The 16,740-nt window shown below is 60.7% G+C and carries 26 protein-coding genes; 23 read left to right on the plus strand and 3 right to left on the minus strand.

Features of this window, described 5'->3' with window-relative positions:
• From tuf to K320_RS0117240, 13 genes are all read left to right on the plus strand, one after another.
• On the plus strand, positions 1–1,191 hold the full coding sequence (gene tuf / locus K320_RS0117180) for an elongation factor Tu (protein ID WP_024538593.1): 1,191 nt from the start codon (positions 1–3) through the stop codon (positions 1,189–1,191).
• 23 nt (positions 1,192–1,214) lie between these two features.
• Positions 1,215–1,526, plus strand: a complete 312-nt coding sequence (gene rpsJ / locus K320_RS0117185) for a 30S ribosomal protein S10 (RefSeq protein WP_024540033.1) — start codon at positions 1,215–1,217, stop codon at positions 1,524–1,526.
• A 221-nt stretch (positions 1,527–1,747) separates the two neighbouring features.
• Positions 1,748–2,422: a 50S ribosomal protein L3 gene (gene rplC, locus K320_RS0117190; RefSeq protein WP_029696293.1), complete on the plus strand. Its 675-nt coding sequence runs from the start codon at positions 1,748–1,750 to the stop codon at positions 2,420–2,422.
• The gene (gene rplD, locus K320_RS0117195; RefSeq protein WP_024540035.1) at positions 2,422–3,042 is read left to right on the plus strand and encodes a 50S ribosomal protein L4; all 621 of its coding nucleotides are present in this window, start codon (positions 2,422–2,424) and stop codon (positions 3,040–3,042) included. Before rplC ends, rplD begins: the two co-directional genes overlap by 1 nt.
• Positions 3,039–3,353 (plus strand): 50S ribosomal protein L23, encoded by a 315-nt coding sequence (rplW, locus tag K320_RS0117200; RefSeq protein WP_024540036.1) that lies wholly within the window; start codon positions 3,039–3,041, stop codon positions 3,351–3,353. The genes rplD and rplW overlap by 4 nt, the downstream gene beginning before the upstream one ends.
• 2 nt (positions 3,354–3,355) lie before the next feature.
• Positions 3,356–4,180 (plus strand): 50S ribosomal protein L2, encoded by an 825-nt coding sequence (gene rplB, locus K320_RS0117205; protein ID WP_024540037.1) that lies wholly within the window; start codon positions 3,356–3,358, stop codon positions 4,178–4,180.
• A 10-nt stretch (positions 4,181–4,190) separates the two neighbouring features.
• Entirely contained in the window at positions 4,191–4,469 is a 279-nt protein-coding gene (rpsS, locus tag K320_RS0117210) for a 30S ribosomal protein S19 (RefSeq protein ID WP_024540038.1), read from the plus strand.
• A 9-nt stretch (positions 4,470–4,478) separates the two neighbouring features.
• A complete protein-coding gene (gene rplV, locus K320_RS0117215) occupies positions 4,479–4,811 on the plus strand; it encodes a 50S ribosomal protein L22 (protein WP_024540039.1) in 333 nt (110 codons plus the stop codon).
• A 16-nt stretch (positions 4,812–4,827) separates the two neighbouring features.
• Positions 4,828–5,697 (plus strand): 30S ribosomal protein S3, encoded by an 870-nt coding sequence (rpsC, locus tag K320_RS0117220; RefSeq protein WP_024540040.1) that lies wholly within the window; start codon positions 4,828–4,830, stop codon positions 5,695–5,697.
• 2 nt (positions 5,698–5,699) lie between these two features.
• The gene (gene rplP / locus K320_RS0117225) at positions 5,700–6,116 is read left to right on the plus strand and encodes a 50S ribosomal protein L16 (protein ID WP_024540041.1); all 417 of its coding nucleotides are present in this window, start codon (positions 5,700–5,702) and stop codon (positions 6,114–6,116) included.
• A 15-nt stretch (positions 6,117–6,131) separates the two neighbouring features.
• Complete coding sequence (gene rpmC / locus K320_RS0117230) at positions 6,132–6,329, plus strand: 50S ribosomal protein L29 (RefSeq protein ID WP_024540042.1); 198 nt, start codon at positions 6,132–6,134, stop codon at positions 6,327–6,329.
• Positions 6,330–6,341: 12 nt separating this feature from the next.
• Positions 6,342–6,611, plus strand: coding sequence for a 30S ribosomal protein S17 (gene rpsQ, locus K320_RS0117235; RefSeq protein WP_024540043.1), 270 nt, complete (start codon positions 6,342–6,344; stop codon positions 6,609–6,611).
• 118 nt (positions 6,612–6,729) lie between these two features.
• On the plus strand, positions 6,730–7,236 hold the full coding sequence (locus K320_RS0117240) for a peroxiredoxin (protein WP_024540044.1): 507 nt from the start codon (positions 6,730–6,732) through the stop codon (positions 7,234–7,236).
• Positions 7,237–7,266: 30 nt separating this feature from the next.
• On the opposite strand, the gene K320_RS0117245 is transcribed toward K320_RS0117240, so the two are convergent.
• Entirely contained in the window at positions 7,267–7,758 is a 492-nt protein-coding gene (locus K320_RS0117245) for a GNAT family N-acetyltransferase (protein WP_024540045.1), read from the minus strand.
• 75 nt (positions 7,759–7,833) lie between these two features.
• Between K320_RS0117245 and K320_RS0117250 the strand changes: the two genes are divergently transcribed.
• From K320_RS0117250 to ptsP, 4 genes are all read left to right on the plus strand, one after another.
• Complete coding sequence (locus tag K320_RS0117250; protein WP_156914056.1) at positions 7,834–8,421, plus strand: hypothetical protein; 588 nt, start codon at positions 7,834–7,836, stop codon at positions 8,419–8,421.
• Between the two features lie 92 nt (positions 8,422–8,513).
• On the plus strand, positions 8,514–8,921 hold the full coding sequence (locus tag K320_RS0117255; RefSeq protein WP_024540047.1) for a PTS sugar transporter subunit IIA: 408 nt from the start codon (positions 8,514–8,516) through the stop codon (positions 8,919–8,921).
• A gap of 5 nt (positions 8,922–8,926) precedes the next feature.
• The gene (locus K320_RS0117260) at positions 8,927–9,196 is read left to right on the plus strand and encodes an HPr family phosphocarrier protein (protein WP_024540048.1); all 270 of its coding nucleotides are present in this window, start codon (positions 8,927–8,929) and stop codon (positions 9,194–9,196) included.
• A 78-nt stretch (positions 9,197–9,274) separates the two neighbouring features.
• Positions 9,275–11,002 carry a phosphoenolpyruvate--protein phosphotransferase gene (ptsP, locus tag K320_RS0117265; RefSeq protein ID WP_024540049.1) on the plus strand — a complete coding sequence of 576 codons (1,728 nt, stop codon included), beginning with the start codon at positions 9,275–9,277 and terminating at the stop codon, positions 11,000–11,002.
• Between the two features lie 62 nt (positions 11,003–11,064).
• On the opposite strand, the gene lipB is transcribed toward ptsP, so the two are convergent.
• A complete protein-coding gene (gene lipB / locus K320_RS0117270; protein ID WP_245593917.1) occupies positions 11,065–11,712 on the minus strand; it encodes a lipoyl(octanoyl) transferase LipB in 648 nt (215 codons plus the stop codon).
• A gap of 56 nt (positions 11,713–11,768) precedes the next feature.
• The gene (locus K320_RS0117275) at positions 11,769–12,080 is read right to left on the minus strand and encodes a YbeD family protein (RefSeq protein WP_024540051.1); all 312 of its coding nucleotides are present in this window, start codon (positions 12,078–12,080) and stop codon (positions 11,769–11,771) included.
• A gap of 142 nt (positions 12,081–12,222) precedes the next feature.
• Between K320_RS0117275 and K320_RS0117280 the strand changes: the two genes are divergently transcribed.
• The 6 genes from K320_RS0117280 (at position 12,223) to atpA (ending at position 16,729) form a co-directional block, all read left to right on the plus strand.
• The gene (locus tag K320_RS0117280) at positions 12,223–12,768 is read left to right on the plus strand and encodes an ATP synthase subunit I (protein WP_342667240.1); all 546 of its coding nucleotides are present in this window, start codon (positions 12,223–12,225) and stop codon (positions 12,766–12,768) included.
• Positions 12,758–13,657, plus strand: a complete 900-nt coding sequence (atpB, locus tag K320_RS0117285; protein WP_024540053.1) for a F0F1 ATP synthase subunit A — start codon at positions 12,758–12,760, stop codon at positions 13,655–13,657. Before K320_RS0117280 ends, atpB begins: the two co-directional genes overlap by 11 nt.
• An 83-nt stretch (positions 13,658–13,740) precedes the next feature.
• Complete coding sequence (atpE, locus tag K320_RS0117290) at positions 13,741–14,004, plus strand: F0F1 ATP synthase subunit C (protein WP_024540054.1); 264 nt, start codon at positions 13,741–13,743, stop codon at positions 14,002–14,004.
• Between the two features lie 102 nt (positions 14,005–14,106).
• Positions 14,107–14,577: a F0F1 ATP synthase subunit B gene (locus K320_RS0117295; RefSeq protein ID WP_024540055.1), complete on the plus strand. Its 471-nt coding sequence runs from the start codon at positions 14,107–14,109 to the stop codon at positions 14,575–14,577.
• Between the two features lie 10 nt (positions 14,578–14,587).
• Positions 14,588–15,127, plus strand: a complete 540-nt coding sequence (locus K320_RS0117300) for a F0F1 ATP synthase subunit delta (protein WP_024540056.1) — start codon at positions 14,588–14,590, stop codon at positions 15,125–15,127.
• 42 nt (positions 15,128–15,169) lie between these two features.
• The gene (gene atpA / locus K320_RS0117305; RefSeq protein ID WP_024540057.1) at positions 15,170–16,729 is read left to right on the plus strand and encodes a F0F1 ATP synthase subunit alpha; all 1,560 of its coding nucleotides are present in this window, start codon (positions 15,170–15,172) and stop codon (positions 16,727–16,729) included.
• Positions 16,730–16,740 lie beyond the last annotated feature (11 nt).

Here is a 16,740-nt window from a genome sequence, read left to right on the forward strand (position 1 = left end):
ATGGCAAAAGGAAAATTCGAGCGTACCAAGCCCCACGTGAACGTGGGCACGATAGGCCACGTGGACCATGGCAAGACCACGCTGACGGCGGCTATCGCCACGGTGCTGGGCAAGAAATTCGGTGGCGAAGCCAAGAGCTACGACCAGATCGACAACGCCCCTGAAGAAAAGGCCCGCGGCATCACCATCAACACCTCGCACGTCGAGTACGAGACCGCCAACCGCCACTACGCCCACGTGGACTGCCCCGGCCACGCCGACTACGTCAAGAACATGATCACCGGCGCCGCCCAGATGGACGGCGCCATCCTGGTTGTATCGGCTGCCGATGGCCCCATGCCCCAGACCCGTGAGCACATCCTGCTGGCCCGCCAGGTCGGCGTGCCCTACATCATCGTGTTCCTCAACAAGTGCGACATGGTTGACGACGCCGAACTGCTCGAACTCGTTGAAATGGAAGTGCGCGAACTCCTGTCCAAGTACGACTTCCCCGGCGACGACACCCCCATCATCAAGGGCTCGGCCAAGCTGGCGCTCGAAGGCGATGCGGGCGAACTCGGTGAGCAAGCCATCATGAAGCTGGCCGAGGCGCTGGACACCTACATCCCCACGCCAGAGCGCGCCATTGACGGTGCCTTCCTGATGCCCGTGGAAGACGTGTTCTCCATCTCCGGCCGCGGTACCGTGATCACGGGCCGCGTGGAGCGCGGTATCGTCAAGGTCGGCGAAGAAGTTGAAATCGTCGGTATCCGCGACACCCAGAAGACCACCGTCACCGGCGTGGAGATGTTCAGGAAGCTCCTGGACCAGGGCCAGGCAGGCGACAACGTCGGCATCCTGCTGCGCGGCACCAAGCGTGAAGACGTCGAGCGCGGCCAGGTGGTTTCCAAGCCCGGCTCGATCACCCCGCACACGCATTTCTCGTGCGAAGTCTACGTGCTCTCCAAGGACGAAGGCGGCCGTCACACGCCGTTCTTCAACAACTACCGCCCGCAGTTCTACTTCCGCACCACCGACGTCACCGGCGCCATCGAGCTGCCCAAGGACAAGGAAATGGTGATGCCTGGCGACAACGTTTCCATGACCGTCAAGCTGATCCACCCCATCGCCATGGAAGAGGGGTTGCGCTTTGCCATCCGCGAGGGAGGCCGCACCGTCGGCGCCGGCGTCGTGGCCAAGGTCATTGAGTAATCCTGCTCACCAAGGAATACCTAATGTCCAAGCAAAAAATCCGTATCCGCCTGAAGGCGTTTGACTACAAGCTGATCGATCAGTCGGCTGCCGAGATCGTTGACACCGCCAAGCGTACCGGCGCCATTGTCAAAGGCCCGGTGCCCCTGCCGACGCGCATGAAGCGTTTTGACATCCTGCGTTCGCCCCACGTCAACAAGGCGAGTCGAGACCAGTTGGAGATTCGCACCCATCAGCGCCTGATGGACATCGTCGATCCCACGGACAAGACCGTGGACGCACTGATGAAGCTGGATCTGCCGGCAGGTGTCGATGTGGAGATCAAGCTACAGTGATTGCACTGTGTGTGCGGGACGCACGTTACCGCAGCACACAGTGCAACTTGCTTGCTGTGAGTTGTTGATATAGAATCAAAGGCTTCGCGCGAAACCGAAATTTCGGACGTGTGAAGCTTGAATAACCTTCTTTCACGCACCCATGTCGTCCGCCCGAGGATGGTATGGGGCAACGTCTTGGCCAATTGAAGTCGGGGCGGTGGAAGTCTTGGAGAAATAATATGAGTCTGAGTAACTCTCTGGGGTTGCTGGGCCGCAAGGTGGGCATGATGCGCGTGTTCACCGATGACGGGGAATCCATTCCTGTCACGGTGCTCGACGTGTCTGGCAACCGCGTCACCCAGGTCAAGACCCAGGATGGCGATGGCTATGTGGCCCTGCAGGTCACATACGGTACGCGCAAGGCGTCGCGTGTCACCAAGCCGCTGGCTGGGCACCTTGCCAAGGCGGGTGTACAGGCTGGTCAGGTCATCCGTGAATTCCGTGTGACACAAGATGCTGCTGGCAAATATGCCGCCGGCAGTTCGGTGCCGGTTGGCGATGTATTTGCGGTTGGTCAGAAGGTCGACGTGCAGGGCACTTCGATCGGCAAGGGCTACGCCGGCACCATCAAGCGCCACAATTTCAGCTCGCAGCGTGCGTCGCACGGCAACAGCCGTTCGCACAACGTGCCGGGTTCGATCTCCATGGCGCAGGATCCTGGCCGCGTGTTTCCGGGCAAGAAGATGACCGGGCACATGGGCGATGAGACCGTCACCACGCAGAATCTCGACCTGGTCCGCATCGATGAGGCACGCCAGTTGCTGCTCATCAAGGGCGCCGTTCCGGGCTCCAAAGGGGGCTTTGTCACGGTGCGTCCCGCCGTCAAGGCGCCAGTTTCCAAGGGAGCGAACTGATGCAGCTCGAACTCCTCAATGATCAAGGTCAGGCCGCGTCCAAGGTGGATGTGCCCGAGACAGTGTTTGATCGTCAGTACAACGAAGATCTGATCCATCAGATTGTGGTCGCCTACCGTGCCAATGGCCGACAAGGCACCCGCGCGCAGAAAGACCGCGAGCAGGTGCGTCACTCGACCAAGAAGCCGTTCAAGCAAAAGGGTACGGGCAACGCGCGTGCTGGTATGACATCGTCCCCGCTGTGGCGTGGGGGTGGTCGCATTTTCCCGAATCTGCCTGAAGAAAATTTCACGCAGAAGATCAACAAAAAGATGTACCGCGCCGGCATGGCGTCCATTTTTTCGCAACTGGCGCGCGAGGGCCGCCTGGCGATAGTGGACTCTCTCAAGGTTGAATCGCCCAAGACCAAGGTGCTGGCCGGGCGTTTCAAGGCCATGAATCTGGATTCGGTGATGGTGATCGCGGAAGAGGTCGATGAGAATCTCTACCTCGCCTCGCGCAATCTGAAGAACGTGTTTGTCGTCGAGCCGCGCTACGCCGACCCGGTCTCGTTGGTGCACTACAAGAAGGTGCTTGTCACCAAGGGTGCCATCGATCAGCTCAAGGAGATGTTCGCATGAGTACGACCCAATTCGATGAAGGCCGTCTAATGCAGGTGCTCGTGGCACCGGTGGTGTCCGAGAAGGCCACGATGGTGTCCGAGAAGTCCAATGTCGTGACTTTCAAGGTGTTGCAGGGCGCTACCAAGCCGGAAATCAAGGCGGCAGTGGAGTTGCTGTTCAAGGTCGAAGTGACTGGTGTCTCGGTCGTCAACATCAAGGGCAAGGTCAAGCGCTTTGGCAAAACGACAGGTCGGCGCGACAACGTGCGCAAGGCCTATGTGCAGCTCAAGGAAGGTCAGGACCTTAACCTGTCCGGGGAGGCGGCGTAATCATGGCTGTCATCAAAATCAAACCGAATACGCCGGGCCAACGTGGTGCGGTCAAGATTTCGCGCGATCATCTGCACAAAGGTGATGGCTATGCGCCACTGCTGGAACCGAAGTTCCAGAAGGCCGGCCGCAATAACCGCGGCTGCATCACGATTCGCCACAAGGGCGGTGGTCACAAGCACCATTACCGCGTGGTGGATTTCGTGCGCAGCAAGGACGGTATTCCAGCCAAGGTGGAACGCATCGAGTACGACCCGAACCGTTCCGCGCATATCGCGCTGGTGTGTTACGCCGATGGCGAACGCCGCTACATCATTGCGCCGCGCAACATCGAAGTCGGCGCCACGGTGGTGAGCGGTTCCGAATCGCCGATCCGCGTGGGCAATACGCTTCCGATCCGCAATATCCCGGTGGGTTCGACCATCCATTGCATCGAGCTCAAGCCTGGCAAAGGCGCGCAGATCGCGCGCTCCGCCGGGACTTCGGCCACGCTGTTGGCGCGTGAAGGTGTCTACGCCCAGGTGCGCATGCGCTCGGGTGAGGTTCGCAAGATCCACGTGGAGTGCCGCGCCACCATTGGTGAAGTGGCCAATGAGGAGCACAGCCTGCGCCAGCTGGGCAAGGCCGGCGTCAAGCGCTGGATGGGTATTCGCCCAACCGTGCGCGGCGTGGCCATGAACCCGATCGACCACCCGCAGGGTGGCGGTGAAGGCAAGACCGGCGAAGGCCGCCACCCGGTCGATCCGTGGGGCAATCTGACCAAGGGCTATCGCACCCGCAACAACAAGCGCACACAGACCATGATCGTGTCGCGTCGCAAGAAGTAAGGGGTAGCCAATGTCTCGCTCTATCAAAAAGGGTCCGTTCGTTGACCATCACCTGCTGGCCAAGGCCGAGAAGGCGGTGGCTACCAAGGACAAAAAGCCTGTCAAAACCTGGTCGCGCCGCTCGATGGTGCTGCCCGAGTTCATCGGCCTCACGATTGCCGTGCACAACGGCAAGCAACATGTGCCGGTCTATATCACCGACCAGATGGTGGGCCACAAACTGGGTGAGTTCGCCTTGACGCGTACGTTCAAGGGTCATCCGGCGGACAAAAAAGTCCAGAAAAAGTAAGGAACGACCATGTCTGAAACACGTGCAGTCCTGCGGGGCGTCCGCTTGTCCGTGGACAAGGGTCGCCTGGTCGCAGATCTCATCCGCGGCAAGAAGGTGGACCAGGCTCTCAACATCCTGATGTTCACCCAGAAGAAGGCCGCCGGCATCGTCAAGAAAGTGCTGGAATCGGCCATCGCCAATGCCGAGCACAACGATGGCGCCGATATTGACGAACTGAAGGTCAAGACCATCTACGTCGAGCAGGGCACGACGCTCAAGCGCTTCACGGCGCGCGCCAAGGGCCGCGGCAACCGCATCAGCAAACCGACATGTCACATCTTCGTGACTGTGGGCAACTGAAGGCGAGAGGAACACCATGGGACAGAAAATTCATCCTACCGGCTTCCGCCTGGCGGTCAGCCGCAACTGGGCCAGCCGCTGGTACGCCAGTAACCGCGATTTCGCGGGCAAGCTTGCCGAAGACATCAAGGTGCGCGAATTCCTGCGCGCCAAACTCAAAAACGCGGCCGTTTCGCGCGTGCTGATCGAGCGCCCCGCCAAGAACGCCCGCATCACGATTTATTCGGGCCGTCCCGGCGTTGTGATCGGGAAGAAGGGCGAAGACATCGAGAACCTGAAGAAGGAACTTGCGAACCTGTTGGGCGTGCCCGTTGCCGTGAACATCGAGGAAGTGCGCAAGCCGGAAATCGATGCCAAGCTGATCGCCGATTCCATCACGCAGCAGTTGGAGAAGCGTATCCAGTTCCGCCGTGCGATGAAGCGCGCGATGCAGAACGCGATGCGGCTGGGTGCCCAGGGCATCAAGATCATGTCGTCGGGTCGTTTGAACGGCATCGAAATCGCTCGCACCGAGTGGTATCGCGAAGGCCGTGTGCCGCTGCACACCTTGCGCGCCGATATCGATTACGGCACTTCCGAAGCCCATACCACCTATGGCGCCATTGGCGTCAAGGTCTGGGTTTACAAAGGTGACACCCTGGGGCGCAATGATCTTCCCGTGGCCGAAACGCCGCGTGAAGACGAACGCCGCCCGCGTGGTCCGCGCCGCGATGGCCGTGGTGATGGCCGCCGCGACAGCCGGGGGCCGCGTCGCACTGGCGGCACCAATACAGCCCCGGTAGACGGTAGCGACAAACCCGAAGGCGCATCCGGCGCTGAAACCCCCGTTAAGCGCGTTCGCAAAGACGCGCCCGCTGCCGCAGCGGCGGACGGCAAAGGAGAATAAATATGCTGCAACCTGCTCGCCGCAAATACCGCAAGGAGCAAAAGGGACGCAATACGGGTGTTGCCACGCGTGGCAATGCTGTGTCCTTCGGCGACTTCGGCCTCAAGTGTACTGACCGTGGTCGTTTGACGGCCCGTCAGATTGAAGCCGCCCGCCGTGCGATTTCACGCCACGTGAAGCGCGGTGGCCGAATCTGGATTCGTGTGTTCCCCGACAAGCCGATCTCCACCAAGCCCGCTGAAGTGCGTATGGGTAACGGCAAGGGCAATCCCGAATACTACGTGGCTGAAATTCAGCCCGGCAAAATGGTGTTCGAGATTGTCGGTGTGCCGGAAGAACTGGCGCGCGAGGCCTTCCGTCTGGCCGCAGCCAAGTTGCCGCTGCGTACGGCATTTGTCGCTCGCCACATTGGCGCGTAACGCAGGAGAATCGAAATGACGAAAGCTGCTGATTTGCGCCAGAAGGACGAAGCTGCGCTCAAAGAAGAGGTCAAGAGCCTGCAGAAGGCCCACTTTGGTCTGCGCATGCAAAAGGCTACGCAACAACTGGGCAACACGGGTACGCTTAAAAGCACCCGCCGCGATATTGCCCGTGTCAAAACCATTCTTGCTGAAAAGCAAGCCGCCAAGTAATCAGGAGCGAACATGACGGAAGCAAAGACATCCCTCAAGCGCACCTTGATTGGCAAGGTGGTCAGTGATAAACGCGCGAAAACAGTGACGGTGCTGGTGGAGCGCAGCGTGAAACATCCGATCTATGACAAGATCGTGATCCGTTCCAGCAAATTCCATGCGCACGACGAGAACGGCGAATTCAAGTTGGGCGACACAGTAGAGATCGAAGAGAGCCGCCCGCTTTCCAAGACAAAAAACTGGATTGTCACACGCCTGGTGCAAAAGGCTGTGCTGGTGTGACAGCTACCGTGCTGGCGCCTGCGCCAATGTGAGAAATGGCCCACAATGAGTGGGCCATTTTTTTGTGTCTTGTTGGGTTGCCATGGGGGTGGCTCGCGGATGCGCACAGGAGATTCGAATGATCAAAATTGGGGACCAATTGCCGGCGGTTGTGCTGGCGGAGTATGTTGAGGAGGCAGGCAATGGCTGCAGTATTGGACCTAATCCGGTGGACGTCCGGCAGGCTGCAGCAGGCAAGACGATTGCACTCTTTGCCGTGCCTGGCGCATTCACGCCAACCTGCTCCAATCAGCATCTGCCGGGTTATGTGCAGCAGGCGGATGCACTGCGCGCGGCGGGGGTCGACGAGATCTGGTGCCTGTCCGTTAATGATGCTTTCGTCATGGGCGCCTGGGGACGTGACCAGCGTACCAATGGGAAGGTGCGCATGCTCGCCGATGGCGACGCGGCATTTGCGAAGGCTGCCGGTCTGACCCTTGATCTGAACGGCAAAGGTCTCGGGCTGCGCTCGGAACGTTACTCAATGCTGGTAAAAGACGGGAAAGTCGAGCAACTGAATGTCGAGGGGCCAGGCAAGTTTGAAGTCAGCGACGCGAGCACGCTGCTGGCCCGGATCCAACGCTGATGCGCCCTATTGCGGAGGCGAGAAATCGCCTCAGCGGATATCAACCTTTAGGTAATGTGCGCCGGCGTAGGGACTGTGGTAATACGGCGGGATTTCGGTGAAACCAAGCTCGTTGTAGAGTGCTCGCGCTGCTTCCATGTCGTCCAGCGTATCCAGAAGCACGGCGCTGTAGCTCAAGCGCCGCGCATGCTCAAGAATGGTTTCAGCGAGTGCCTTGCCCAGCCCGAATCCGCGAAACGCTTTGCGTACGTACAAGCGTTTCATTTCCGCTGCATTGGGGTAGTCGCAATCATCCAGCGGGCGCAAGGCACAGCAACCCGCCGTTTCGCCCTCCACCTTTGCAAGCAGCAGGCACCCCCGGGGCGCTCTGTAGTCGCCAGGCAGTTGCAGCAATTCCTGTTGAAGGCCCTGCAACGCCAAGTCCACGTTGAGAGAAAGCGCGTATTCGCTGAAAAGTTCACGCACCGTGTTGAACTGGTCGGGGTGCGTGGCATTGAGTAACGCGATGGCGGGGCGATCCATGCAAGGGGTGATTGAAAAGCCGTACGTTGTGGGTGCGAGTGTAACGAGGCCTGATGAGGCGAGGAGTCTGCAATCATGCCAATGATGTTGCGACAGCGCAGGGCAATTCTTTCGGATGCATTCTCAACAGGGAAGAGGTTGCTGGCGGGGCTGGCGCTTTGTGGTTTGCTGGGTTGCAGTCCGGGCTTGAACTGGCGAACTGTGACGCCAGCCGATTCGATGCTGGAGGTGTTGTTGCCGTGCAAGCCCGAGACCGTCAAGCGGCCGGTTGATTGGGCAGGGAAGGATGTGGTTCTGGTGGTCACTGGGTGCAAGGCCGGTGCATTTCTCTTCGCTGTCTCGTACATGGATCTGATGGATGAGCGCCAGGTAGCTCCAGTTCTCATGCAATGGCAAGAGTCGGTGCGCGCGAGTGTAGGCACCCAAGTTACGACCTCGAGTACGCGTTTCGTGCCTGCGCATGCGCGGGACATCCCCTTGTCGGTTCGCCTTTCCTTGCAAGGCATGGGAACTGACGGGCAGCCCGTTCACGCGCAGGCCGTCTGGTTTGTCCGGCAAGGAGATGCTGCCCGTATCCGGGTGTACCACGCCTTGGTGTTTGGTTCACCAGTGGATTCCGAAGCTGCCGATACGATGCTTGGCAGTCTCAGGCTTCTGCCCTAAGTTGAAATGCCGGGACTTTGCCTTGTGTCGGTACGATGCCGTACCTGTGTTTGTGACAGCAGCGATAATCTGGTGTTCACCCGCGAGAGTTGATGAAAACTTGTCTGCTGCTGATAGCCCACGCGCCACTGGCGAGTGCCCTGCGCGCTTGCGCGCTGCATGTGTTTCCCGAGTGCGATACAGCCGTCTTGGCGCTGGATATAGCTCCGGATGCGCAACCTCAACGCATGTGCGAGGCGGCGCACGCCCTGCTGGCGCAAGCTGCTGCGGAGCAGATCCTCGTGCTGTCTGATGTTGTCGGTGCAACACCTTGCAATGTGGCTCAGAGCCTCACCGGCAACGATCATGTCCGGCTTCTCGCTGGAGTCAATCTTCCGATGGTGCTGCGTGCGATCAATTACCTTGAAGAACCCCTCGACAGCCTGGTAGAGAGAGCAAAAATTGGAGGCCAGCAGGGAGTGATGGAACTTCGGGCGATGCTGGAGTGCCGAGAGCGGTGATAGCGATGCCCAAGGCCACTGCTACCATCGTGAACCGCCTTGGCCTGCACGCGCGGGCCTCTGCAAAATTGACCAAGCTTGCAAGTGGATTCGATTGCCAGGTGTGGATGCGCCGCGGTGAGCGCCGTGTCAATGCGAAGAGCATCATGGGCGTGATGATGCTGGCGGCAGGCATGGGCACGGAAGTCGAAATCGAAACCGATGGGAGCCAGGAAGAGGCGGCCATGCAGGCGCTGCTTGTATTGATTGCCGACAAATTTGGAGAGGGTGAGTGACATGGTGGCTCTCTGCGATATCTGGACGCTGCGGCGTCCGTGGCGTGCGGCGTTCAGCAGCACCGTAGCCCTCCTGCCATGACATTACACCTCCACGGTCTGGCAGTCGCGCAAGGTATTGCGCAAGGGCGGGCCGTTGTGGTGCAAAGCAGAAGTTCGGGTGTACCGCGCCGCCAGATTTCTGATGACCAAGTGCCAGAGGAATTGAGGCGCCTGGGCCAGGCGCGCGACGCATTGGCGCGAGAATTGCAAGGGCTGCTGGTCACCGTGCCGCGCGACGCTCCAGCCGAGCTTGCTGCCATGATTGACGTTCACCTGCAGCTGCTTCAGGATGAGGCGCTGCAAGATGCGGTTGCGGTATGGATCACGGAGCATCATTACAACGCCGAATGGGCGTTGACGACGCAGATGGATTTGTTTGCACGCCAGTTCGACGCCATGTCGGACGCCTATCTGCGCGAGCGCAAGGGTGATCTGAACCAGGTTGTTGAGCGCTTGCTGCACCATCTGGGTGGATTGCCTCTTGCGCCGGTTGCGCCCCCTGCATCGCACGATGCTGATCCGCGCATTCTCGTGGCGCACGACCTGTCTCCGGCGGACATGTTGCGTTACCGGGAGGGCGCGTTCGCGGGATTCGTGACCGACGTTGGCGCGGCGACCAGTCATACGGCCATCGTGGCTCGCAGCATGGGCATCCCGGCCGTGGTGGCGGCCCGCGGCGCAAGCGAGCTGGTTCAGCCTGATGCGTGGCTCATCCTGGATGGCGATGCGGGGGTGGTACTCGTCGATCCGCCGGCCGAGGTTCGGGCGCAGTATCGGAGGCGGCAATTGGAGTTGGCGCGGCATGACGAAGAACTGGAGTATCTGGCTGCCGTGCCCGCATGCACGAGCGATGGTCAGGCGGTGCAATTGCTGGCGAACATCGAGAGCCCCCAGGACGTGCCGATGGCCCTGCGTTCAGGCGCCGTGGGTGTCGGGCTCTTCCGAACGGAGTTTCTTTTCATGGGGCGCGGCAGTGACTTGCCTGGCGAGGAAGAACAATATGCCGCCTACCGTTCCGTAGTGGAGGGAATGAAAGGCCTGCCGGTGACCATCCGTACGATAGACGTGGGCGCAGACAAGCCATTGGATGGAGCACGTGCTGGAGCCAATCCTGCGCTGGGGCTCAGGGCCATACGCTGGAGTCTCTCGGATTTGCCCATGTTCCGCACCCAGTTGCGAGCCTTGCTGCGGGCGGCTGTGTTTGGGCCGGTGGGTGTCCTCTTTCCCATGGTGGCGAATTTGGATGAGGCCCGCCGGGCTTCGACTCAGGTAGAGCTGGCGCGTGACGAATTGGCGGCTCGAGGCATGCCTGCAGGCGCGGTGCGGCTGGGTGCGATGGTTGAAGTGCCCGCCGCCGCATTGCTGGCTGAAGACTTCCTGCAGCAGTTTGATTTTCTCTCCATCGGGACGAACGACCTGATTCAGTACACCCTGGCCATTGACCGCAGCGATGAAACCGTGGCCCATCTGTATGACCCGCTGCACCCGGCCGTGCTGAGATTGATCGCGATGGTGCTGGCTGCTGGCGAGCGATGCGGCAAGGAAGTGAGCCTCTGCGGCGAAATGGCCGGTGATGCGTCCCTCACTCGCTTGCTGCTCGGAATGGGTTTGCATCGTTTTTCGATGCAGCCGACATCCATCCCGCGCGTCAAGCAGCAAATTCTGCGGAGTGATGCGGCGGATTTGAAAGCGTGGGCGGAGCAAGTGGTGCGATCGCAGACGCCCAGGTCCATCTGGAATGCGAGGTCGCCCAGTACTACTTGATTGATAGCGACTGGCGCAATATGCACAGGTGCTGGCGTTGGGTTCAATCTGAATTCCGGAACTCAGCCTGCAAGCAATGCCCGCAGATGGCTTGCGAGGCGACCGGCAGCGTCCTGCCACGTAGTGCGCACGCCAACGCTCGAAAGATCCAGGGTAGCAAGACCTGCGTAACCGCAGGGATGTATGTTTGCAAAAGGGGTCAGGTCCATGGTCACGTTGAGCGCTATCCCGTGGTATGTGCAGTGGCGGCTGACCTTGATGCCCAGCGCGGCGATTTTGCCGACATCGGTGAAATCCGGAACGGGAGCGGCGTTGCTGGCGGCGCGGTACTGCGGGCGCTGCGGCAGCATGGCGTGGCCGGCTGGGTCGCTCAGGCGCACGTAAATGCCCGGCGCTCCCGCAACGCGGTGGCCGGTGATGCCGTACTCAGCCAAGGTGCGGATCACTGCCTCCTCAAGCTGATGAACGTATTCCTTGACACCATAGCCCCGGCCTCGGCGTCGCAGATCCATCAGCGGATAAGCCACCGCCTGGCCAGGGCCGTGGTAGGTGACCTGGCCTCCGCGGTTCGTTTGCACAACGGGAATGCCGTGGGTATCAAGGATGTGAGACGAATTTCCCGCAACGCCTTGCGTATAAACCGCCTCATGCTCGCATAACCAGAGCTGATCGTCCGTTGTCTCATCGCGTGCCAGCGTGAACGCCTGCATTGCCCGTTGTGTGGCCTCGTAGTCGGTGCGTCCGAGCGTACAGGTGTGCAGAGGCACTACAAAACCACCTTCACCAGGGGATGGGCCGTCAATGCGCGGTACAGTGCGTCCAGCTGTTCGCGGCTGGTTGCGGTCACAGTGATGGTGACACCCAGGTAGTTGCCCTTGCTGCTCGGACGCAATTCCACGGTGGACGCGTCAAAGGTGGGATCAAATTGGCGTGCCAACTGCGTGACGGCACCGACAAAGCCATCATGCTGCCTGCCCATGACCTTGATGGGGAACGCGCTGGGGTATTCGATCAGGCTCTCTTGCGGTTCACTGGCGTTGCGGCCAATGATGGGAAGGGGGGGCTCCGTGCTGTTCATGCGATGTAGGATAACAGCGCGCCGGGTTCGGGGGAGCAGACGAAAGCGGAGAAAAATGCAAGCCGATATGCGAGATTTTCAGTACCCCCGGGTTTTTACGTATAATCGCAAAGTTTTGTGACTGAGTGTGGGTGGCACTGCCGTGTCGTTGGATACGAAGGATAAGGTGGTGGCTGGGCGCCCGTTTGCAAGTACAGCCTCAGTGCCTTCTATCGAGTGGGAGGAAGAGCCTTTTCACCGCTTGACTGGCAATGAGGCGCGCGACTGGCGCAGTCGCCATCCACAGCTCCCCATCGTGCGGGCGTTGGCTTGGGAGGCGCTTACGGGCGTTCTGGTCGCCATGTTGGCGTGGCTGGTCACGCAACGAGCCGATGTGGCGTGGTCTGTGGCATATGGGGCCTTGGCGGGTGTGCTTCCGGCGGCGTTGGCTGCATGGGGTTCTGTTCGCTGGGCGCGGTCGGGCTTTCCGCCTGGCGCGGCTTTGGCTGGGCTGCTGGTGTGGGAGGTGGTCAAGCTGGTATTGACTGTGGGGTTGCTTGTGGCAGCCCCGAAATTTTTGGGTGTGCCGATCTGGCCGGCGTTGCTGGTGGGTCTGGCGCTGACAATCAAGATGTACTGGGTCGGCCTGTTCTGGGTGGGGCCTGGCAAATGCAGAACGACGCGGAGAGAATATACCGATGGCTGCTGAGAGCGCTGTGACATCTGCTGTGGAGCATGGTCCCACGGCTGGCGAATACGTCATTCACCATCTGCATTTCTGGCAGAACAAGGCGTCCACCGCGGTGTTTGACATGTCGGTGATCCACATCGACACGGTGATTTTTTCGGTGTTGCTGGCGGCGCTCACCTTCTGGATTCTCTGGGCGGCGGCGCGCAAGGCCAGTTCAGGCGTCCCCGGTCGGTTTCAGGCGGCCGTGGAAATGCTGGTGGAGTTCGTCGACAACGAAGCCAAGGGCATCATCAAGAATGCCGAAAGCCGCAAGTTCGTTGCTCCCTTGGGTCTGTCCATCTTCGTCTGGGTCACCTTGATGAACACCATGGACCTGCTCCCCGTTGATTTGCTGCCCACCCTCTGGGCCAAGGTGGTGGGGGCCTTCGGTGGCGATCCCGCACATGCCTACCTGCGCGTGCTGCCCACCGCGGACGTTTCCGGCGCCATGGGGCTGTCGGTGGCGGTGCTGCTGATCTGCCTGTATTACAACGTCAAGATCAAGGGCCTGGGCGGTTGGGCGCACGAACTGGTGACCGCGCCTTTCGGGACTAGCAAGAATCCGGTCATGGCGGTGCTGCTAGGCATTGTGAATTTCGCGATGCAGATCATTGAATTTGCCTCCAAGACGCTCTCGCACGGCCTGCGACTGTTTGGAAACATGTACGCGGGCGAACTGATCTTCATGCTGATCGCACTGATGGGCGGTGCGTTTGCGCTGACGGGGACCGGCATCGGCCTGTTCGTGGGGCACATCATCGCCGGGCTGGCCTGGGCCATCTTCCACATTCTGATCATCATCCTGCAGGCCTTCATCTTCATGATGCTGGCGCTGGTGTACATCGGTCAGGCCCACGATCACCATTGATCTGATTGCGCGCACGACGTGGCGCTGGACTTTTCGTTTCCCTTCTCTTTTTTCAACCAACCTTTGTTCCTTTAGGAGTCATCATGGAAGTTATCAGCTTTGTTGCCCTGGCCGCCGGCCTGATCATTGGCCTGGGTGCCGTCGGTGCCTGTATCGGCATTGGTCTGATGGGCAGCAAGTTCCTCGAATCCGCTGCGCGCCAGCCCGAACTGATGGGCGAGCTGCAGACCAAGATGTTCCTCTTGGTCGGCCTGATCGACGCGGCCTTCATCATCGGCGTGGGTATCGCGCTGTGGTTTGCCACGGCCAATCCGTTCCTGGGTCAAATCGCGCAGATCGCCAAGTAAGTTCCTGACTGGGTTGGAGCAGGTGGTGCCTCGTTGGGATGCGCCAGACCTGCGGCCTAGTTTCGCGGCCCTGAACGGGTCGCCGCCATTCAAGGAACCATCGTGAGCATCACCGCTACCCTCATCGTTCAGATCATCGTGTTTTTGCTGCTCGTGGCATTCACGATGAAGTTTGTGTGGCCGCCGATTGCGAATGCGTTGGATGAACGCGCGCAGAAGGTTGCTGACGGTCTCGCGGCCGCCGACAAGGCCAAGACCGAGCTGGCCGCCGCCAACCAGCGCGTCGAGCAGCAGCTGGCCGAAACGCGCAACGAAAGCACGCAGCGCCTGGCCGACGCCGAGCGCCAGGCCCGCGCCATCATCGAAGAAGCCAAGAGCCGTGCCAGCGCGGAGGGCAACAAAATTGTTGCCGCCGCCCAGGCCGAAGCGCAGCAGCAGAGCGTGCAGGCGCGCGAAGCGCTGCGTGAGCAGGTGGCGCAGCTCGCGGTCAAGGGCGCTGAGCAGATTCTGCGCAGGGAGGTCAACCCGGCCGTCCATGCGGAGTTGCTGGGCCGTTTGAAGACCGAGCTGTAAGGAACACGCCATGGCTGAGCTTGCCACTATTGCCAGGCCTTATGCGGAAGCGCTTTTCAAGGCGTGCACCGCCGAGGGCGCGGATCTGGGCGCCGCCACCGGATGGGTGGATCAACTCGCCGCCATTGCGGCCGATCCGCAGTTGCGCGACGTTGCCGAGAGTCCCAAGGTCACGTCCGAACAGGTGTTCGGCGTGGTCACTGCGGTGGCACGTGGTGCGTTGCCCCCGATGGCCAACAACTTCCTGCGGACGGTGATCGACAACGGCCGGCTGCGGGTTCTGCCCGAAATCGCCGAGCAATTCCGAGCCCTGGTCAACGAAACCAAGGGTTCGTCGGACGCCGTGGTGGTCAGCGCTTTCCCCATCGACGCGGCGGCTCTCGCCGATCTGGGCTTGGTGCTGGAAAAGCGCTTTGAGCGCAAGCTCAACTTGTCGGTGCAGGTGGATCCATCCCTGATCGGGGGCGTGCGCGTGGTGGTCGGCGACGAGGTGCTGGACACTTCCGTCAAGGCCCGTCTGGAACAAATGAAGGTTGCGCTTACGGCCTGAATGGCCCGAGCGCAGCAACTTTAACGAAGGAAGGAAAGAGCCATGCAACTCAATCCCGCAGAAATTTCCGAGCTCATCAAGAGCCGTATCGAAGGGCTGGCTGCCAGCAGCGATATCCGCAACCAGGGCACGGTCGTCTCGGTCACCGACGGCATTGTGCGTATTCACGGTCTTTCAGACGTGATGCAGGGCGAAATGCTGGAGTTCCCGGCGGACGCCCAAGGTCAACCGAGCTACGGACTGGCGCTGAACCTTGAGCGCGACTCGGTCGGTGCCGTGATTCTGGGTGCCTACGAGCATATTTCCGAAGGCGACACCGTCAAATGCACGGGCCGCATTCTGGAAGTGCCGGTGGGCCCCGAGCTCATCGGCCGCGTGGTGAATTCCCTGGGCCAGCCTATCGACGGCAAGGGCCCGATCAACGCCAAGATGACCGACGTCATCGAGAAGGTCGCCCCGGGCGTGATTGCACGCCAGTCAGTGGACCAGCCGCTGCAGACCGGCCTGAAATCCATCGACTCCATGGTGCCCATCGGCCGTGGCCAGCGCGAGCTGATCATCGGCGACCGCCAGACCGGCAAGACGGCCGTGGCCATCGATACCGTCATCAACCAGAAGGGCCAGGGCGTCACCTGCATCTACGTCGCGATCGGCCAGAAGGCCTCGTCGATCAAGAACGTCGTGCGCTCGCTGGAGCAGGCCGGTGCGATGGACTACACCATCGTCGTCGCGGCCTCGGCTTCCGAGTCCGCCGCCATGCAGTACGTCTCGGCCTACTCCGGCTGCACCATGGGCGAGTATTTCCGCGATCGCGGCCAGGACGCACTCATCATTTATGACGACCTGTCCAAGCAGGCCGTGGCCTACCGCCAGGTGTCGCTGCTGCTGCGCCGCCCGCCGGGCCGCGAAGCCTACCCCGGCGACGTGTTCTATCTGCACAGCCGCCTGCTGGAGCGCGCCGCGCGCGTCAACGCCGACTACGTCGAGGCCTTCACCAAGGGCGAAGTCAAGGGCCAGACGGGCTCGCTTACCGCGCTGCCCATCATCGAGACCCAGGCCGGTGACGTGTCCGCCTTCGTGCCGACCAACGTGATCTCGATCACCGACGGCCAGATCTTCCTGGAAACCAGCCTGTTCAACGCCGGTATCCGCCCCGCCATCAACGCCGGCATCTCGGTGTCGCGCGTGGGTTCGTCGGCGCAGACCAAGATCATCAAAGGCCTGTCCGGCGGTATCCGTACCGACCTCGCGCAGTACCGAGAGCTGGCGGCCTTCGCGCAGTTCGCGTCTGACCTGGACGAGGCCACCCGCAAGCAGCTCGACCGCGGCGCCCGCGTGACGGAACTGCTCAAGCAGGCGCAATACAACCCGCTGCCCATCAGCCTGATGGGTGCCACGCTGTTCGCGGTGAACAAGGGCTTCCTGGATGACGTGGATGTCAAGAAGGTCTTGTCCTTTGAATCCGGTCTGCACCAATTCCTCAAATCCAGCCATGGCGACCTGCTGGATCGCCTGGAGAAGAACCGGGCCTTTGACAAGGAAGGCAAGGACGAAGCCGAACTGACGCAAGCCATCACCGCGTTCAAGAAATCCTTCGCCTGAGCGCAGGAGGA

This window comes from Comamonas badia DSM 17552 (genome assembly GCF_000484635.1).
In the GTDB taxonomy this organism is placed as follows: Bacteria; Pseudomonadota; Gammaproteobacteria; order Burkholderiales; family Burkholderiaceae_C; genus Comamonas_C; species Comamonas_C badia.

Bases quoted from the DNA above. Each gene is read 5' to 3' on its own strand.
- tuf (WP_024538593.1), top strand. From the start codon at position 1: ATGGCAAAAGGAAAATTCGAGCGTACCAAGCCCCACGTGAACGTGGGC.
- rpsJ (WP_024540033.1), top strand. From the start codon at position 1,215: ATGTCCAAGCAAAAAATCCGTATCCGCCTGAAGGCGTTTGACTACAAG.
- rplC (WP_029696293.1), top strand. From the start codon at position 1,748: ATGAGTCTGAGTAACTCTCTGGGGTTGCTGGGCCGCAAGGTGGGCATG.
- rplD (WP_024540035.1), top strand. From the start codon at position 2,422: ATGCAGCTCGAACTCCTCAATGATCAAGGTCAGGCCGCGTCCAAGGTG.
- rplW (WP_024540036.1), top strand. From the start codon at position 3,039: ATGAGTACGACCCAATTCGATGAAGGCCGTCTAATGCAGGTGCTCGTG.
- rplB (WP_024540037.1), top strand. From the start codon at position 3,356: ATGGCTGTCATCAAAATCAAACCGAATACGCCGGGCCAACGTGGTGCG.
- rpsS (WP_024540038.1), top strand. From the start codon at position 4,191: ATGTCTCGCTCTATCAAAAAGGGTCCGTTCGTTGACCATCACCTGCTG.
- rplV (WP_024540039.1), top strand. From the start codon at position 4,479: ATGTCTGAAACACGTGCAGTCCTGCGGGGCGTCCGCTTGTCCGTGGAC.
- rpsC (WP_024540040.1), top strand. From the start codon at position 4,828: ATGGGACAGAAAATTCATCCTACCGGCTTCCGCCTGGCGGTCAGCCGC.
- rplP (WP_024540041.1), top strand. From the start codon at position 5,700: ATGCTGCAACCTGCTCGCCGCAAATACCGCAAGGAGCAAAAGGGACGC.
- rpmC (WP_024540042.1), top strand. From the start codon at position 6,132: ATGACGAAAGCTGCTGATTTGCGCCAGAAGGACGAAGCTGCGCTCAAA.
- rpsQ (WP_024540043.1), top strand. From the start codon at position 6,342: ATGACGGAAGCAAAGACATCCCTCAAGCGCACCTTGATTGGCAAGGTG.
- K320_RS0117240 (WP_024540044.1), top strand. From the start codon at position 6,730: ATGATCAAAATTGGGGACCAATTGCCGGCGGTTGTGCTGGCGGAGTAT.
- K320_RS0117245 (WP_024540045.1), bottom strand. From the start codon at position 7,758: ATGGATCGCCCCGCCATCGCGTTACTCAATGCCACGCACCCCGACCAG.
- K320_RS0117250 (WP_156914056.1), top strand. From the start codon at position 7,834: ATGCCAATGATGTTGCGACAGCGCAGGGCAATTCTTTCGGATGCATTC.
- K320_RS0117255 (WP_024540047.1), top strand. From the start codon at position 8,514: ATGAAAACTTGTCTGCTGCTGATAGCCCACGCGCCACTGGCGAGTGCC.
- K320_RS0117260 (WP_024540048.1), top strand. From the start codon at position 8,927: ATGCCCAAGGCCACTGCTACCATCGTGAACCGCCTTGGCCTGCACGCG.
- ptsP (WP_024540049.1), top strand. From the start codon at position 9,275: ATGACATTACACCTCCACGGTCTGGCAGTCGCGCAAGGTATTGCGCAA.
- lipB (WP_245593917.1), bottom strand. From the start codon at position 11,712: ATGCAGGCGTTCACGCTGGCACGCGATGAGACAACGGACGATCAGCTC.
- K320_RS0117275 (WP_024540051.1), bottom strand. From the start codon at position 12,080: ATGAACAGCACGGAGCCCCCCCTTCCCATCATTGGCCGCAACGCCAGT.
- atpB (WP_024540053.1), top strand. From the start codon at position 12,758: ATGGCTGCTGAGAGCGCTGTGACATCTGCTGTGGAGCATGGTCCCACG.
- atpE (WP_024540054.1), top strand. From the start codon at position 13,741: ATGGAAGTTATCAGCTTTGTTGCCCTGGCCGCCGGCCTGATCATTGGC.
- K320_RS0117300 (WP_024540056.1), top strand. From the start codon at position 14,588: ATGGCTGAGCTTGCCACTATTGCCAGGCCTTATGCGGAAGCGCTTTTC.
- atpA (WP_024540057.1), top strand. From the start codon at position 15,170: ATGCAACTCAATCCCGCAGAAATTTCCGAGCTCATCAAGAGCCGTATC.